15 protein-coding genes are annotated in these 15,376 nt (G+C 65.4%); 7 read left to right on the plus strand and 8 right to left on the minus strand.

Going from position 1 to position 15,376, the window contains the following annotated elements; translation table 11 throughout:
* Positions 1-75 precede the first annotated feature (75 nt).
* A complete protein-coding gene (locus tag G9Q80_RS00250; protein ID WP_088714038.1) occupies positions 76-1,461 on the plus strand; it encodes a c-type cytochrome in 1,386 nt (461 codons plus the stop codon).
* A complete protein-coding gene (locus tag G9Q80_RS00255) occupies positions 1,461-2,447 on the plus strand; it encodes a catalase (RefSeq protein WP_088714037.1) in 987 nt (328 codons plus the stop codon). Before G9Q80_RS00250 ends, G9Q80_RS00255 begins: the two co-directional genes overlap by 1 nt.
* Here G9Q80_RS00255 and G9Q80_RS00260 read toward each other — a convergent pair.
* Positions 2,444-3,058 (minus strand): response regulator transcription factor, encoded by a 615-nt coding sequence (locus tag G9Q80_RS00260; RefSeq protein WP_043143415.1) that lies wholly within the window; start codon positions 3,056-3,058, stop codon positions 2,444-2,446. The two genes, G9Q80_RS00255 and G9Q80_RS00260, sit on opposite strands and share 4 nt — an antisense overlap.
* Before the next feature lie 244 nt (positions 3,059-3,302).
* On the opposite strand from G9Q80_RS00260, the gene G9Q80_RS00265 reads away from it, so the two are divergent.
* The 4 genes from G9Q80_RS00265 to tig all read left to right on the plus strand — a co-directional run bounded on the left by G9Q80_RS00265 (position 3,303) and on the right by tig (position 8,586).
* Positions 3,303-3,824 (plus strand): putative pterin-binding protein, encoded by a 522-nt coding sequence (locus tag G9Q80_RS00265; protein ID WP_332835986.1) that lies wholly within the window; start codon positions 3,303-3,305, stop codon positions 3,822-3,824.
* Between the two features lie 34 nt (positions 3,825-3,858).
* Positions 3,859-6,357, plus strand: a complete 2,499-nt coding sequence (locus G9Q80_RS00270; RefSeq protein WP_232788137.1) for an ATP-binding protein — start codon at positions 3,859-3,861, stop codon at positions 6,355-6,357.
* Between the two features lie 77 nt (positions 6,358-6,434).
* Positions 6,435-7,160 (plus strand): sulfotransferase-like domain-containing protein, encoded by a 726-nt coding sequence (locus G9Q80_RS00275; protein WP_043143417.1) that lies wholly within the window; start codon positions 6,435-6,437, stop codon positions 7,158-7,160.
* Between the two features lie 100 nt (positions 7,161-7,260).
* Positions 7,261-8,586 carry a trigger factor gene (tig, locus tag G9Q80_RS00280; protein ID WP_088714036.1) on the plus strand — a complete coding sequence of 442 codons (1,326 nt, stop codon included), beginning with the start codon at positions 7,261-7,263 and terminating at the stop codon, positions 8,584-8,586.
* A 160-nt stretch (positions 8,587-8,746) separates the two neighbouring features.
* Here the strand turns inward: tig and G9Q80_RS00285 are convergent, their stop codons facing one another.
* From G9Q80_RS00285 to rpsF, 7 genes are all read right to left on the minus strand, one after another.
* Positions 8,747-9,151 (minus strand): c-type cytochrome, encoded by a 405-nt coding sequence (locus G9Q80_RS00285; RefSeq protein ID WP_043143421.1) that lies wholly within the window; start codon positions 9,149-9,151, stop codon positions 8,747-8,749.
* Between the two features lie 238 nt (positions 9,152-9,389).
* A complete protein-coding gene (locus tag G9Q80_RS00290; RefSeq protein ID WP_088714035.1) occupies positions 9,390-10,811 on the minus strand; it encodes a homospermidine synthase in 1,422 nt (473 codons plus the stop codon).
* A 125-nt stretch (positions 10,812-10,936) separates the two neighbouring features.
* Positions 10,937-11,305, minus strand: a complete 369-nt coding sequence (locus tag G9Q80_RS00295) for a glycine zipper domain-containing protein (RefSeq protein WP_043143423.1) — start codon at positions 11,303-11,305, stop codon at positions 10,937-10,939.
* 177 nt (positions 11,306-11,482) lie between these two features.
* Entirely contained in the window at positions 11,483-13,363 is a 1,881-nt protein-coding gene (locus G9Q80_RS00300; protein WP_088714034.1) for a PhoX family protein, read from the minus strand.
* 213 nt (positions 13,364-13,576) lie between these two features.
* Positions 13,577-14,203, minus strand: coding sequence for a 50S ribosomal protein L9 (gene rplI, locus G9Q80_RS00305; protein ID WP_043143426.1), 627 nt, complete (start codon positions 14,201-14,203; stop codon positions 13,577-13,579).
* Positions 14,204-14,215: 12 nt separating this feature from the next.
* Complete coding sequence (rpsR, locus tag G9Q80_RS00310) at positions 14,216-14,443, minus strand: 30S ribosomal protein S18 (RefSeq protein ID WP_005982441.1); 228 nt, start codon at positions 14,441-14,443, stop codon at positions 14,216-14,218.
* Between the two features lie 23 nt (positions 14,444-14,466).
* Positions 14,467-14,829, minus strand: a complete 363-nt coding sequence (gene rpsF, locus G9Q80_RS00315) for a 30S ribosomal protein S6 (protein ID WP_043143433.1) — start codon at positions 14,827-14,829, stop codon at positions 14,467-14,469.
* 231 nt (positions 14,830-15,060) lie between these two features.
* Between rpsF and G9Q80_RS00320 the strand changes: the two genes are divergently transcribed.
* Positions 15,061-15,303, plus strand: a complete 243-nt coding sequence (locus G9Q80_RS00320; protein WP_043143434.1) for a hypothetical protein — start codon at positions 15,061-15,063, stop codon at positions 15,301-15,303.
* Positions 15,304-15,376 lie beyond the last annotated feature (73 nt).

Genomic DNA, 15,376 nt, shown 5'->3' on the forward strand with positions numbered 1-15,376 from the left:
AGACCTTCATTAATGACGCCAAGTGTGGCAGCTTTAAGGGGTTATGTCCAAATTTTTTCGCGCCAAAGATGTATCATGAAAAAGCTGCTGCTCATCGTCTTCTTCGCCCTTCTGGGATCCGCGCTGTTCCTGGAATACAAACGCCTGACCATCAAACCCTGGCCGGCCACGCATTTCGAGGACGTGGTGGAGCATTTCAAATACGGATCCATAGGGGCCGAGGTCGACGGCTTTCCCTATGCCATCTGGCGCGAACTGCCCACGATCTTTGCCGGGGAACTCCCGCAGGGGTACGCCGGGTTCGGCTTTCTCGGCGAAGAGGGCAGGGATCTTCCCATCGGTGTCTCCGTGCGTCGCATCGGGGTTGACCGGGTCGGGTTCAACTGTGCCACCTGCCATGTCTCGACCTACGAAATCGACGGCGCGCGGCACCTGGTTCTGGGCGCGCCCAACAACGCGCTGGATATCCAGGCCTATATCCGGTTCCTGACCGGCGCCGCGCAGGACCCCCGGCTGACCCCCGACGCGGTGATCGAGGCGGCCGACGCGAACGGGCGGCCGTTGGGCTGGTTTGACAGGCTGGTGCTGCGTCGCGTGGTCTTTCCCCGGCTGGCCGAGGAGGTCGCGACGCTGGAGGCCCGGCTGGCCTGGATGGACGGCCGTCCGCTGCACGGGCCGGGCCGCACGGATGCGGGCAATTTCTGGCGCGAACGCTGGGGGTTGAACCCGTCGGGCGACAGCCGTGTCGGGGTGGTCGATTTCCCCTCGGTCTGGAACCAGCGCTTGCGCACCGACGGCTGGTTTCACTGGGATGGCAACAACCGGTCACTGGACGAGCGCAACATCTCGGCGGCGCTGGCCGGAGGCGCGGCGGACTGGCTGCTGGAACGTCAGTCGATCGAGCGGGTCTCGGACTGGCTGATGGCGTTTCCCTCGCCGGACTGGCCCTTGCCCCTGGACGCGGACCGGGTGGCGCAGGGCCGCGCGATCTACGAGCGTGAGGGCTGCGACACCTGCCACGATCCGGGCAGCCCCAGCCTTGGGCAGGTGACCTCTCTTGCGATCCTGGGCACGGATCCTCAGCGCACCGACCTGTTCGATGCGGAAATGGTGAGCTATTTCAGCGACGTGGGCGAGAAGTACTCCTGGCGGTTCCACAACTACCGGACCACTGACGGCTACGCCAACATGCCGTTGGACGGGATCTGGATGCGGGCGCCTTACCTGCACAACGGTTCTGTCCCGACGCTGGCAGACCTGTTGTCGCCGCCAGACACGCGGCCCGTCACCTTCTTTCGCGGATGTACGGTGCTGGACACGGACCGGGTCGGCTTCACCTGCGAGACCGGGTTCGAACTGGACACGACACTGACCGGCAACGGCAATGGCGGGCACCTCTGGGGCACGGATTTGCCCGTCGCGGAAAAGGCGCTGCTGCTCGATTATCTCAAGTCGCTCTGATGGGGGATGAACGCATTCCGGCGGGCGAGGCGGCAGCGATCCTGCGCCTGACACGCGCCAATCTGCAGACACTCTGGCGGCGGGATGGCGTGGTGAAACGCGGACAGCATGCCAAGCATCACGCATTGTTGCAGGGCCGGTTCCGGGTGCGACCGGACCTGCCGCCGTCGCTGGCGCAGGGCGTGTTTCAGCCGGGGGCGGACCACGCCTGCCTGGTGCGCTTTTCCAACGGCGGCCAACAGGACGACCGGGCGCGCGATGTGCGCGGCATGGCGATCAAGCTGCTGGATATACCGGGCATGAAACTGCAGCCGGGGCAGGGACATATGCGCGAACAGGACTTCGTTCTGGTCGATCACCCGGTCTACTTCTGCAAGGACATGGGGGACTACATGCCCTTCAACCGGCACTTCCTGCCGGTGCAGGCGCTGCGCAGCAAGGGGGGCAGCCCGCTACGGCTGTGGCGTGCCTTTCGCGGGCTGATGATGCTGGGGCTCTTTCACCGGCCCGTTCTGCGGGCGGCGCGCGCCTTTGCCAGACGGCGCGCTGGCTCGTTGCTGGCGCTGACATATCACAGCACCACGCCCTACCGGCTGGGCGACCTGGCAGTGAAATACAAGGTCCAGGGGCAGGGCGCGCCAGCCGATCCGGTGCAGTCCCCGGACGGGTTGGGCAGGCGGCTCTGGCAGGCGCTGGACGCCGAGGAGGCGCGCATGACTTTCGGCGTGGTGATGCAGGACGATCCCACCCGCCAACCGGTCGAGGATGCGCGTGTCGACTGGGAAGCTGCCGGTGCGCCTTTCGTGCCCGTGGCGGAAATCGTGTTGCCCCGGCAACAAGACAGCGCCGACCGGAGCGCCCGGGCAGAGACCTTGCGGTTTTCGCCCTGGATGAGCCTGCCCGCCCACCGTCCGCTGGGTGCGATCAACCGTGCGAGGCGCGAGGTCTACCGCGTCATGGCAGAGGCGCGCGGGCCACGCGCCTAGAACACGCCCGCCTCGCGCGCGGCCAGCGCCGCCTGCGTGCGATTGCTCACCTCCAGCTTGCGGTAGAGCGTTTTCATGTGCAGCTTGATCGTCGGTTCCGTCAGGCCCAGGTCGCGGGCGATCTCCTTGTTGGAAAACCCCTGTCCCAACCCCTTGAGCACGTCGAGTTCGCGCGGTGTGAGCTTTTGCGCCAAGGCTGGGCTGTCGCTGTTGTCGACCTGTGTCATGAAGTCGATCGGGGCGTATTTCTCGCCCATCGCCATGAAGCGCACGGCGTTGACCAATGATTTCGCGGGCAGCGTCTTGGGAACAAATCCTGCCGCGCCCAGTTCCAGCGCCTGTTCCGCGATCTCGCGCGTGGCCTGGCCCGAGATCAGGGCGACGCGCTGGCCGCCCGCCATCTCCATCGCCTCGCGCAGGCTGTCCAGTCCCTGCATTCCGGGCATCTTGTAGTCCAGCAGCACGAGGTCATAGGCCTCGTCTTCCCTTATGCGCGTGCAGGCCTCGGGAAAGCTGGCGGCGGTGCCGATCTCGAACCCGTCGCTGGCCCCCAGGAAGGCAACCAGCGTGTCGCGCAGCAGGTCGTGATCGTCGGCAATCAGTATTCGCATGGGCTGAGTCCTCGCAGCGTGGAGGGCCAAGATAGGGTATGCCCGTAAGTGCGAAGTTAAGCGTCGCGTCGCCGGGGCGTGGACCGAAAAGACACGGTCCGGCGCTATGGGGAAAGGGGCGGCGCAGTGGCGCGAAGGCGGGCCAAATGCCTATCCCGACGGATAGGGCGCACATCCCAAATCGCACATGCTCTGTTAAAGGGTCTGTGCCAAGATCCATTTCAAAGCCCGAGGGACCCGATTCATGATGACGTTTCCGAATTTGCATGTCGCCAGCGCCGCCCTTGCCCTGACCATCGCTCTGGCAGGCGCCGCGCCGGCCGAACATCTGCCCGAACCCCACGGCCCCGTCATCCTGACGGTCGAGGGCGCGATTGCCCGCACCAATGGCGAAGGCAGGGCCCGGCTGGATCTGCAGATGCTGCGCGACATCGGCGAAACCACCATCACGACCGACACGATCTGGACGGCTGGCACATCGGAATTCACCGGTGTCGCACTGGATGACCTGCTGGAGTACCTTGGCGCCGAAGGGGAGGAAATCGACGCCCGGGCGATCAACGATTACGCGGTCACCGTACCCGTTGCGGACGCGGTCGAGGGGGGTCCGATTCTGGCCTATGAGATGGACGGCAAGACCATGTCGCGCCGGGACAAGGGGCCGCTCTGGCTGATCTATCCCTATGCCTCGTCCAGCACCTACCGGACAGAGGTCATCTATGCCCGCAGCATCTGGCAGCTTGACCGGATGACTGTCCGGGACTGATCGGGACGGGGATGGACGCGCTGTCGGACAGGGCATGAGCAGGCGCAACCGGTTCCGGCAGGGCGGGCGCGCGATCTTTTTCGGGGTCGCGCTGGTCTGCATGGTCGCCATCGGCTTTCTGGCGGTCGAGATCGTGCGCGAATTGCGGCTGCTGAACTCCGCCAATTCCGACAACGTGCAATGGACCCTGTCGCAGGCAGAGGTCGAATTCCTGGAAATGCGCCACGCGCTGGACACCGCCCGGCGCCAGTCAGAGCCCGACCTCGACCGGCTGATCGAGGAATTCGACATCTTCTACAGCCGGATTTCGACGCTGGACTCCGGCGCCTTGTACGAATCGCTGCGGGATATTTCGGAATTCGCAGAGCCGATGCAGCGCATCCGGCAGACACTGGACGACCTGGTGCCGCTGATCGACGGACCCCGGGCCGACCTGGCCGCAGGTCTGCCGCGCATCGAATCCGCCCTCGCCGAAAGCCGCGCCGACCTGCGCGATCTCGCGACCTCCGGCCTGTACCATTTCGCGCGTCAGTCCGATTCACAGCGGATCTCGGTCGCCGTCACGTTGTCGCGGCTGGGCCTGCTGACAGCGGTCCTGGTCATGGTGCTGGTCTTTCTGCTGCGCCACGCACAGAACGCCTCGCGCCAGACCGAACGGCGCGGGCATGAGTTGGCCGCCGCCTATTCCCGGCTGAACACCATTCTCGACACATCGCTGGACGCGGTGCTGGTGGCCGACCTGAGGGGCGACATCCAGCAGTTCAACCCCGCAGCCGAGCGGATTTTCAAGTACGACGCGCAGCAGGTCATCGGGCGCAACATCGGTGGGTTGATCGTGCCCGACCACCTGCGCGACGCGCATGAGGCTGGCATGGCGCGGATGCGTGCCGGAGGAGAGCGGCGGGTGATCGGCCGGGGTCGCGTGCGGCTGGACGCGATGCGCAGCACCGGAGAGGTGTTCCCGGCGGAACTGGCGCTGGAGACCGCCCATACCGGCAGCGAAGAGATCATCATCGGGTTCCTGCGCGACATCTCGCACCGGGTCACGTCCGAGAACGAGCTGGTCGAGGCCCGCGACAAGGCGCTGGCCGGGGAAAAGGCCAAGGCGGATTTCCTGGCCATGATGACGCATGAGATCCGCACGCCTTTGAACGGCGTGCTGGGCAACCTGTCGCTGCTGGAGGAAACCACACTGACCCCGGTCCAGTCGCGCTATGTCCACAACATGGCCGTTTCGGGCAAGTTGTTGATGTCGCATGTGGATGCGGTCCTGGACATCGCGCGGTTCGAATCCGGCGCCACCGGCCTGCGAGCCGAGGTCGTCGATCCTGGCCGCCTGGTCCAGGACATCCTCGACAGCCAGACCAGCGCGGCCGAGGCCAATGGCAACCGCCTGCACTGGGCCTGGACGGGGCCGGTCGCGGACTGGATCCGCGTCGATGCCTCGCGCCTGCAGCAGGTGCTGGTGAACCTGGTCGGCAATGCGATCAAGTTCACCCGAAACGGGGATGTCCAGGTCGAGCTCGAACAGGGTGAGCCTGTCGATCCGGCCGGGGGCGAGCCGGGGTTCTGGCTGGACATCCGCATCATCGACACCGGGGTCGGCATTGCCGAGGCGGATCTCGACAGGGTCTTCGAGGACTTCCAGACCAGCGGCTGCACGCAGGACCAGGGCCTGACGGGCACCGGTCTGGGGCTGGGGATCGCGCGGCGCTTCGTTCAGGCGATGGGGGGTGAAATCGGGGCCGAAAGCACCCCGGGCGAGGGCAGTGTCTTCTGGCTGCGCCTGCCTGTACGGGCCGCGCAACCGCCGCGCAGCAAGGGTCGGGTCGGAACGGGGGCCAGCCCCGCAGGACCACGCAGCATCCTTCTGGTCGAAGACAACGAGATCAACCTGCAACTGGCGCGCGACATGCTGCACCTGATGGGCCACGGGGTCAGCGTTGCCCGCAACGGCCAGGAGGGGGTCGCCGCCGCCGAGGTTCACCGCTTTGACCTGATCCTGATGGACATCCGGATGCCGGTGATGGATGGGCTGGCCGCGACCCGGGCGATCCGCGAAGGGCAGGGCCCAAACCGTGACGCACCCATCGTGGCGTTGTCTGCCAATGTCCTGCCCGAGGCCAAGGACCGTTTCATCGCGGGCGGCATGTCGGATTTTCTGGGCAAGCCGCTGATGAAAGAGGAACTGTCGCAGGTCATTGCGCGCTTCTGTTCTGACGCGGCGCGGGAAGAGGTTCCACCGCCCGCCCTGACGCTGGACGACCCGCTGGCGGCCCTCAAGGCGCGCTACCTCGAGGAAACCCACGCGCTCTTTGACTGGCTTGCCACGAAGCCCGAGGCCTGGACCGAGATCGCGGATCGCGCACACCGCATCGCGGGCAGCGCGGCGGCCTTCGGGCATCCCGACCTGCGCATGGCGCTGCTGGCGGTCGAAACCGCGGCAGAGGCCGAGGATGCCCAAGCCCTTGCGCTGGCGGTGGATGAGGCCCGCCAAGCCTGGGAGGACGCGCCGGCCCCCTGCGCCGCCTGATCCGCAACGCTCGACGCGGGCGCCGTTTCGGCGCAGAAAGGCGCGACGAGAAACAGCCATGACGGGGACAAAAGCCCATGAACATCGCCTGCTGGTCCGGACCGCGCAACCTGTCGACCGCGATGATGTATGCCTTTGGGGCCCGGGACGACTGTGGCGTCTGGGATGAACCCTTTTACGCGGCTTACCTGTCCCGTACCGGGATCGCGCATCCGATGGGGGCAGAGATCATCGCCGCCGGCATCCCCGACCCGGCAGAGGTCGCCCGGCGGTGTGCCGCCCCCGCGCCGGGCGGGCAGGCGCATTTCTATCTCAAGCTGATGACCCATCACCACCTGCAGGGCGACAGCCTCGACTGGGCCAGCGAGGCGGCGCATGTCTTCCTGATCCGTCACCCGGCCCGCGTGTTGGCCAGCTATGCCGCCAAGCGCGAGAATCCGACCCTTGCGGACATCGGCTTTGCCCAGCAATGCGCGATCTTCGACGCGGTCCGCGCCCGCGGCTGGCGCTATGCGGTGATCGACAGCCACGATATTCGGCGCGCGCCGGAGGCGGCGCTTGGCGCGCTCTGCGCGGCCATCGGGCTGGATTTCGATCCGGCGATGCTGGCCTGGCCCGCGGGCGGCCACGCCGATGACGGCGTCTGGGCAAGCCATTGGTACGACGCGGTGCACCGGTCCACCGGCTTTGCCGGGGCCGAAGGGCCGCTGCCCGCCGTGGCCCCGGAGCTGGCGGCCGTGCATGACGCCGCCCTGCCGCATTATCAGCGAATGCAGGCCGAAACCCTGCGCACAAGCGCCTGAAAGCGGCTTGCGCGCGGGCGCCGCGGGCAATAGAAGGTGCCAAATTCGCCGACCAGACGCGCCCCGGTTTCCGGGGCGCTTGAATTCCGAGGGAAGAGACATGCAGGTCACCGAGACGCTGAACGAAGGCCTCAAGCGCGGCTACGCCATCACCGTGACGGCGTCCGAGCTGGACGAGAAAGTCACCGAAAAGCTGAAAGAAGCGCAGCCCGACATCGAGATGAAGGGTTTCCGCAAGGGCAAGGTCCCCATGCCGCTGCTGAAAAAGCAGTTCGGCCAGCGCGTGCTGGGCGAGACCATGCAGGAAGTCATCGACGGTGCGATGAACCAGCACTTCGAGGACTCGGGCGATCGCCCGGCGCTGCAGCCCGAGGTCAAGATGACCAACGAGGACTGGAAAGAAGGCGACGACATCCACGTCGAGATGACCTACGAAGCCCTGCCCGAGGTCCCCGAGTTCGACGCCTCCGGCATCGTGCTGGAGCGGCTGGTGGTCAAGGCCGACGACGCCGCCGTTGACGAGGCGCTGGAATCGCTGGCCTCCTCGGCTCAGGACTTCGAGGACAAGGACGGCGCGGCCGAGGACGGCGACCAGGTGGTCATCGACTTCGTCGGCAAGGTCGACGGCGAGGCCTTCGAAGGCGGCGCCGCCGAGGACTACCCGCTGGCGCTGGGCTCCGGCTCGTTCATTCCCGGCTTCGAAGAGCAGCTGGTCGGTGTCTCCGCCGGTGACGAGAAGGCCGTCGAGGTGAAATTCCCCGAGGAATACGGCGCAGAACACCTGGCCGGCAAGGACGCGGTCTTTGACGTGACCGTCAAGGCCGTCAAGGCGCCCAAGGCCGCCGAGATCAACGACGAGATGGCCCAGAAGTTCGGTGCCGAGGATCTCGAAAGCCTGAAGAACCAGATCCGTGAGCGGCTCGAGGCCGAATACGCCGGCGCCGCGCGCCAGGTGATGAAGCGCGCCCTGCTGGACAAGCTGGACGAGCTGGTCTCCTTCGAGCTGCCGCCGACCCTGGTCGAGGCCGAGGCCGGCCAGATCGCGCACCAGCTGTGGCACGAGGAAAACCCCGACGTCCACGACCACAACCACGACAAGATCGAGCCGACCGAAGAGCACACCAAGCTGGCCGAGCGCCGCGTGCGCCTTGGCCTGCTGCTGGCCGAGCTGGGCCAGAAAGCCGAGGTCGAGGTTTCCGAAGCCGAGATGACCCAGGCGATCATGAACCAGGCCCGCCAGTACCCGGGACAGGAGCGTGAGTTCTTCGAATACGTCCGCCAGAATCCGCAGATGCAACAGCAGCTGCGCGCGCCGATCTTCGAGGACAAGGTTGTCGACCACATCGTCGAACAGGCCCAGGTGTCCGAGAAGGAAATCACCAAGGACGAGCTGCAGAAAGCCGTCGAGGCGCTGGACGACGAGTGATCGTCAGGCCTATGTGAAATATGGAAAAGCCGCCTCTCGGGGCGGCTTTTTTCTTGGTTGGACCTAATTTGGCGCGGCGGTGAGCGCAGACCACCGTTTCCCTGACCGCGTGTTGAAGCGCGGTCAGGGGAGGTCCGTATGCGATCTCTTCCTTCGGAGATTACTGCTGCTCCTGGATCGACTGGAGGTAGTAGACGAGCGAAAGGATGCGACCGCGCGCGACCATTTCCTCGGTCTCTCCGCGCTGGCTGGTTGCAGAGGCCCGGAAACGTTCCCCCCAGATGGGCATTGCGCCGCCATGCGCCCGGACGTCGCGGCCATCGATCAGTTTCAGCGTGTTGTAGAACGGAAAATCCCCGCCGCCCGTTCGCTCGGTGATCGTGGTCAGGCTGGGCGTATGGATTTCGAGAATGCCGGCAAGGGGGCCGTCGCCCTTGCCTGACTCTCCGTGGCAGCCTGCACAAGCCACCATGTACTCCCGCTCTCCGGCTGCGATATCAGGATCCTGCGCATGCACGGGGGCGGCGACGAGAAAAGCACAAACAGTCGCGTAAAGAACCTTCATTTTGGAACTCCTCTCCCTAGGTGAGGACTCGATCTCGTTGACCCTCCAACTGGTCCTCACGATCTCGATCATAGCCGGAACGGTCCAAGATCCTGATTTACCTAGGTCAAACCCGCCGAACCACGAGAAAAAGGGGGCCCGGAGGCGCTGGACGCCTCCGAAACCTCGGAATCCTGCCCTGCGGCAAGCGCACAAGATGTGTGTGGCGTCGCCCGGCAGCAGGGCTGCCGGGGGCGGATCAGCTGGCGAGGACGTTCCGGAACAGCCAGGGATCGCTTTCGTCGATGTCCTCGGGGAAATGCTCCCAGCGGTCCTGCAGCGGGGTCCAGTCCGTGTAATGCGCCTCGACCGGGCCGAGGTAGGGGCGCTGGACCTCCAGGCACCGCGCGTGGTCGATCTCGTCGGTTTCGACGATGCCCGCGTTCGGGTTCTCCAGCGCCCAGACCATGCCCGCCAACACGGCAGATGTCACCTGCAGGCCGGTAGCGTTCTGGTAGGGGGCAAGGTCGCGTGCCTCGTCGTTGGAGAGGCGCGAGCCGAACCAGAGCGCGTTCTTCTCATGCCCGAAGAGCAGCACGCCCAGCTCGTCGATGCCCTCGACGATCTCGTCCTCGGTCAGGATGTGGTGTTTCACCTGCTGCTGACCGGAGCCGAACATCTCGTGCAGCGACAGCACCGCGTCGTCGCAGGGGTGATAGGCATAGTGGCAGGTCGGGCGGAACTCCGGGTGGGCGCCTTCGCCCACGGTGTAATAGTCCGAGATCGAGATCGCCTCGTTATGGGTCACCAGGAACCCGAACTGCGGCCCCGGCGTGGGGCACCAGGTATGGACGCGGGTGATGGCGCCGGGCCGTTCCAGCCAGATCCCGGCCTGGCAGCCGCTGTCCTGGCGGTGGCCGTTTTCGGGGAACCAGGTCTCATGCGTACCCCAGCCCAGCTCTGCGGGCTGGAACCCCTCGGCGATGAAGCCCTCGACCGACCAGGTGTTGACGAAGACATTGCGTGGGCGGGGCAGGCGGCGGGCCTGCGTGTCGCGCTCGGCGATGTGGACGCCCTTGACGCCCAGAGACATCATCAGCCTTGCCCAGCCTTCACGGTCCGTCGGCGGGGTCGCGTTGCGGCCCGTGTCCCTGGCCAGCGTCAAAAGCGCCTCCTTGACGAACCAGCTGACCATGCCGGGGTTGGCGCCGCAGCAGCTGAGCGCCGTGGTGCCGCCCGGGTTGCGGGCCTTTTCGTCCCGCACGGCCTGGCGCAGGGCATAGTTGGTGCGCGCGGCATTGTCCGTGGTGCCGAAATAGTAGCCCGCCCAGGGTTCGACCACGGTGTCGATGTAGGGCACGCCGATCTCGCGGCAGAATTTCATCAGGTCCAGCGAAGAGGTGTCGACTGAAAGGTTGACGCAAAAGCCCTTGCCGTCCGGGAACAGCCCGCCCAGCACCTCGCGGTAGTTGTCGGGTGTCAGCGCCACCTGAAGGTGGTTCAGCTTGTGCTGGCGCAGGAAATTGGCCTGGCCGGCGTCCGGTTCGATCACGGTCAGCTTGTCGGCGTCATAGTCGAAATGGCGTTCGATCAGGGGCCAGACGCCCTTGCCGATCGAGCCGAAGCCGATGATGACGATGGGGCCGTCGATGCGGCCGTAGACGGGGTGTTCCTGGGTCACGGGGATCTCCTTGGTCGTTGCCCCATGTTTAGGCGCCCCCCGGTCCCAAGGCAAACCCGGCGGGGCGGCATGGCACGAAAGTCTCCCCGGCCCGGGGGCAACTTTCGGCGCCAGCCGCGGTGGCCTCAGCCGATGACCCGATGGCCGCGGCCCTGAAGGCAGCGGATCACGACATTGCGCCGCTCTGCGCTCAACTCCTCTTCGGCGGCCGCGACCCCGGCCAGCGCGCCAAAGGCGGCGCCCCCGACCGCGCCGCCCAGGCGGTCGTCCTCTTCGTCCAGCGCCCCGATGAGGGCGCCAGCCGCGGCACCTGTCAGGGCGCCGTCCTTGTGTGCGCCGTTGCGGTAGGCATGGGCGGCATCCTTGCACTGCGCCAGGTCGGTGTCGAACATGGCGTTGCGCGGCCCGTCCAGCGTGTAGGCGCGGTCCATCGGGGCAGTGCAGGCGGCCAGGGCCACCAGCGGCAGAATGAGCAGGGTGCGATCAATTTTCATTTTCAATGTCCTCGTGTGGGCGCGACATGGCGCGCGCGGCTCCGAGGAGATAGCCGGAGAGTGATCGCCGGAATATTGCCGGGAACGGCATGGAGATCATGCCTTTTCGCATGTTTCGGAAACGAAAAACCGCGCGGGCCTGGCCCGCGCGGTTTCCTGTCACTCAGGGGAGGGCGTTCAGCCGATGGCCGCGCCGTCTTCGCGCCAGACGGCGATGACCGAGGAGCGCGGCTTGCCGGCGCCGTCGGGCCAGGACCCGCCCGGGTGCTGGATGCCGACAAAGGCGACCTTGCGGTCCTCGGACCAGCACAGGCCGGTCACTTCGGCGCCGTAGGGGGCGGTCAGGAAGCGGGCGATTTCACCCGTGTCCGTGTTGCCGACCAGCATCTGGTTGTTGCCCATGCCGGCAAAGTCACCTTCGTTGCTGTAATCGCCGTCGGTCTGGATCCAGAGCAGACCCTTGGTGTCAAAGGCCATGCCGTCGGGCGAGTTGAACATGTTGCCCGGCGTGACATTGGCGGAGCCACCGTAGGCGTTGTCATAGACCTCGGGGTTGCCCGCCATGACATAGAGATCCCAGGCAAAGGCCTCTGCGCCGTGGTCGTCGCCTTCAGGCGTCCAGCGCACGATCTGACCGTAGTTGTTGGTCTCGCGCGGGTTCGGGCCGCCGACCGGGGTTTCGTCGCCACCGGCGTTCGGCTTGATGCCGCGGTTCTTGTTGTTGGTCAGGGCGCAATAGGCCTCGGCCTTCAGCGGGTGGGCGGCGATCCATTCCGGACGGTCCATCGTGGTGGCGCCGACCTTGGAGCCGGCGATGCGCGCGTGGACGAGGATTTCCTCGATCGGCATGTCGGTGGTTTCCGGGGTCAGGGCCAGCCATTCGCCGGTCTGGTCGTCGTTGAACTTGGCGACATACAGCGTGCCGTCCGACAGCAGGCCGTCGGTGGGCTCACCCTCGGCCCAGGTGCCGTTCGAGACGTATTTGTACATGAATTCGCCGCGCTCGTCGTCGCCCATGTAGACGACGATCCGGCCGTCGGCGGCCTGCACCATCGCGGCGTTCTCGTGCTTGAACCGGCCCAAGGCAGTGTGCTTGATCGGCGCGCTGGTCGGGTCGGCGGGGTCGATTTCCGTCACCCAGCCGTGGCGGTGGGGTTCGTTCGGCTCTTTCGACAGGTCGTAACGCGGGTCGAACTTTTCGTAGGCATAGCGGCCTTCGCCACCGATGCCGTAGCGCTTGAAACCCTCGGTCGCGTCGTATTCGCCGGTCGCACCGAAGTAGCCGTTAAAGTTTTCTTCGCAGGTCAGGTAGGTGTTCCACAGCGTGCGGCCCGAGCCACAGTTGTTCATCGTGCCCAGCGGAGTCATGCCCTCAGGGTCGGCGCTGGTCTTGACCAGGTCGGAGCCGGCGGCGGGACCATCCATGACCATCTGGGTGTCATGGTGAATGCGGCGGTTGAAGGGGCTGTCCTTGACCACGGCAAAACCGTCGCCGCTGTCGGCCACTTCCATCACGGTCACACCCTGCATGTGCTTGAGAAGCTGCACTTCCTCGGCGCTTTTCGGCATGCCTTCGCTGGCGGCGGGCAGGTTGATCTTGGGGTTCACGTATTCCGAGTTCACCGCGATGACCTGCTTGCCGTCGATGGAGAAGAGCTCCATCCCGTCGGTGTTCTCGCCAAAGACCTTGTCGGCCATGTCGGCGGGCACGCCGGTTTCCGGCGAATAGGCGCCATCAGCCTCGGACCACAGGGCATCGCCCCAGCGCACCAGCGGCTTCCACTGGTAACCGGCGGGGACGTGGATGTCGAAATCGGTGGCGATGTCGATCGGCTCGAAATCGAAGGCGGCGGCCTGTGCGCGGGCCGAGGTGGCCGAGCTCAGGACACCGGCGCCGAAGACGGCAGCGCCCGAACCGAAGGCCAGCGCACCGCCCAGGAAACCGCGGCGCGAGATGGCGCGTTCGACAACGGCATCAAAATCGGTCTGGGCAGGGCGCGGGTCGCGCATCTCGTCGAAATCGTCCCAAGACAGATCGACAATGTCAGATTTCTTCATGGCTGGCCTCATATCAGCTTGCATACTTGGCAAAGCCGCCCGCGTGTTGCGGCGGCTTCCAACAGGCGCAGATGTGATCCGGCAACGTGAAATGAACGTTACGGTTTTATGAAGTTTATATGTATCGGTGCGACAAGGCGCTGATAAACATGAAAAAACCGCGCCGGTTCGTTCCGGCGCGGTTGAATTTTCGTCCTGCGAAAGGTCGCTGGATCAGTCGTCGTCGCCTTCGGCGGCCTCGTCCGAACGGGCGGGGGCGGCATCGCCCTCGTCGTCGTCGGATGCGGCGCTGCCGATGTCGTCGAACAGCTGGCTGACCTCGAATTCGGCCTGTGCCTCTTCCTCGGCGGCCAGGTCCTGGATCGACTTGCCCGATTCCTGCAGTTCGGCCTCTTCGGGCGAACGTGCGACGTTCAGGGTGATGACGACCATGACTTCGGGGTGCAGGTGCACCTCGACCTCGTGCAGGCCCAGTTCCTTGATCGGCTGGCGGATGATCACCTGCTTGCGGTCGATCGAGAAGCCGTTTTCGGTGGCCACGTTCGACGCGTCACGGGTGGTGACCGAGCCGTAGAGGTTGCCGCCGTCCGATGCCGAGCGAATCACGACGAACTTCTGTCCGTCCAGACGCTCGCCCAGGGCTTCGGCCTCTTTGCGGGTCTCGAGGTTGCGTGCCTCGAGTTGGGCTTTCTGCTCTTCGAACTGGGCGATGTTCTCTTTCGAGGCGGTCAGCGCCTTGCCCTGAAGCAGCAGGTAGTTGCGTGCGAAACCGGGCTTGACGTCGACGACGTCGCCCATCTGGCCCAGCTTGGCCACACGTTCGAGAAGGATGACTTGCATGATGCGGACTCCTTACTTCACGGCGTAGGGCAGCAGGGCGAGGAAGCGGGCGCGCTTGATGGCGCGGGCCAGTTCACGCTGCTTCTTGGCCGAGACGGCGGTGATGCGCGAGGGCACGATCTTGCCGCGTTCGCTGATGTAGCGCTGCAGCAGACGGGTGTCTTTGTAGTCGATCTTGGGTGCGTTGTCGCCCGAGAAGGGGCAGACCTTGCGGCGGCGGAAAAACGGTTTTGCAGCCATGAGTTATCTCCTCTTCTTCAGGTTCAGTCGCGGTTCCGGCGCTCACGGCGGCCGTCGCGCTCGTCACGTTTCTGCATCTGGATCGAGGGGCCTTCGTCGTGGCCGTCGACCTTGATGGTGAGAACGCGCATGACGTCGTCGTGCAGGCGCATCAGGCGTTCCATTTCCTGAACGGCCGTCGCGGGTGCGTCGGTCTTGAGGAAGGCGTAGTGGCCCTTGCGGTTCTTGTTGATCTTGTAGGCCATCGTCTTGACGCCCCAGTACTCGCTTTCGACGACCTTGCCGCCGTTGTCCGCGAGGACGGTGCTGAAATGTTCGACAAGGCCTTCGGCCTGCGCGTTGGACAGATCCTGACGCGAGATGAATACATGCTCGTAAAGCGGCATGTGCACTCCATTTCTATCATGGCGCATTTCATAGGGCAGGGGCCTGGTCCCTTCGCGCCCTGCCCACGAGAGACTGCGCGGGTAAACGTCGTTGCGAAGAGAGCGCTCCGTATACACGGATCGGCGCGTGGCGCAAGAGGGCGCGCGGTCCCCGGAATTCCCCCTCGGTGCCGCATTCCGGGCACAATCGCTCGGTTAATCTGCCATTAACCAACAACCGGAGCGATATTCATGGCCCTGACAGACTTCAACGCCTCCCATGCGCTTGGGTCCACCTTTTCCCTGCCACGCCTGCCCGAGGGCCTGCTGCGCCGGATAGGGGGCTGCGTACTGGCGCTGGTGGCCTACCTGATGTGGATCGCGCCGATGGGTCTGGGTGCGCCGATCCTGGTGCCGTTCAAGCTGGGCCTGTCCTGCCTCATGTTGAGCGCGGCCCTTGGCATGTCGCTGCGCCTGCGCGGCGAGGACGGCTGATCCCCGCGGCTCAGTCCCGCCCCCTCAGGTGATTGCGCAACCCTCCGCGGGCTAGTAAGGCAGGCGGACGCAA

Source organism: Mameliella sp. LZ-28 (assembly GCF_012274245.1).
GTDB lineage: Bacteria > Pseudomonadota > Alphaproteobacteria > Rhodobacterales > Rhodobacteraceae > Antarctobacter > Antarctobacter albus.

Coding starts and splice junctions, on each gene's coding strand:
- G9Q80_RS00250 (WP_088714038.1), top strand. CDS start 76: ATGAAAAAGCTGCTGCTCATCGTCTTCTTCGCCCTTCTGGGATCCGCG.
- G9Q80_RS00255 (WP_088714037.1), top strand. CDS start 1,461: ATGGGGGATGAACGCATTCCGGCGGGCGAGGCGGCAGCGATCCTGCGC.
- G9Q80_RS00260 (WP_043143415.1), bottom strand. CDS start 3,058: ATGCGAATACTGATTGCCGACGATCACGACCTGCTGCGCGACACGCTG.
- G9Q80_RS00265 (WP_332835986.1), top strand. CDS start 3,303: ATGATGACGTTTCCGAATTTGCATGTCGCCAGCGCCGCCCTTGCCCTG.
- G9Q80_RS00270 (WP_232788137.1), top strand. CDS start 3,859: ATGAGCAGGCGCAACCGGTTCCGGCAGGGCGGGCGCGCGATCTTTTTC.
- G9Q80_RS00275 (WP_043143417.1), top strand. CDS start 6,435: ATGAACATCGCCTGCTGGTCCGGACCGCGCAACCTGTCGACCGCGATG.
- tig (WP_088714036.1), top strand. CDS start 7,261: ATGCAGGTCACCGAGACGCTGAACGAAGGCCTCAAGCGCGGCTACGCC.
- G9Q80_RS00285 (WP_043143421.1), bottom strand. CDS start 9,151: ATGAAGGTTCTTTACGCGACTGTTTGTGCTTTTCTCGTCGCCGCCCCC.
- G9Q80_RS00295 (WP_043143423.1), bottom strand. CDS start 11,305: ATGAAAATTGATCGCACCCTGCTCATTCTGCCGCTGGTGGCCCTGGCC.
- G9Q80_RS00300 (WP_088714034.1), bottom strand. CDS start 13,363: ATGAAGAAATCTGACATTGTCGATCTGTCTTGGGACGATTTCGACGAG.
- rplI (WP_043143426.1), bottom strand. CDS start 14,203: ATGCAAGTCATCCTTCTCGAACGTGTGGCCAAGCTGGGCCAGATGGGC.
- rpsR (WP_005982441.1), bottom strand. CDS start 14,443: ATGGCTGCAAAACCGTTTTTCCGCCGCCGCAAGGTCTGCCCCTTCTCG.
- rpsF (WP_043143433.1), bottom strand. CDS start 14,829: ATGCCGCTTTACGAGCATGTATTCATCTCGCGTCAGGATCTGTCCAAC.
- G9Q80_RS00320 (WP_043143434.1), top strand. CDS start 15,061: ATGGCCCTGACAGACTTCAACGCCTCCCATGCGCTTGGGTCCACCTTT.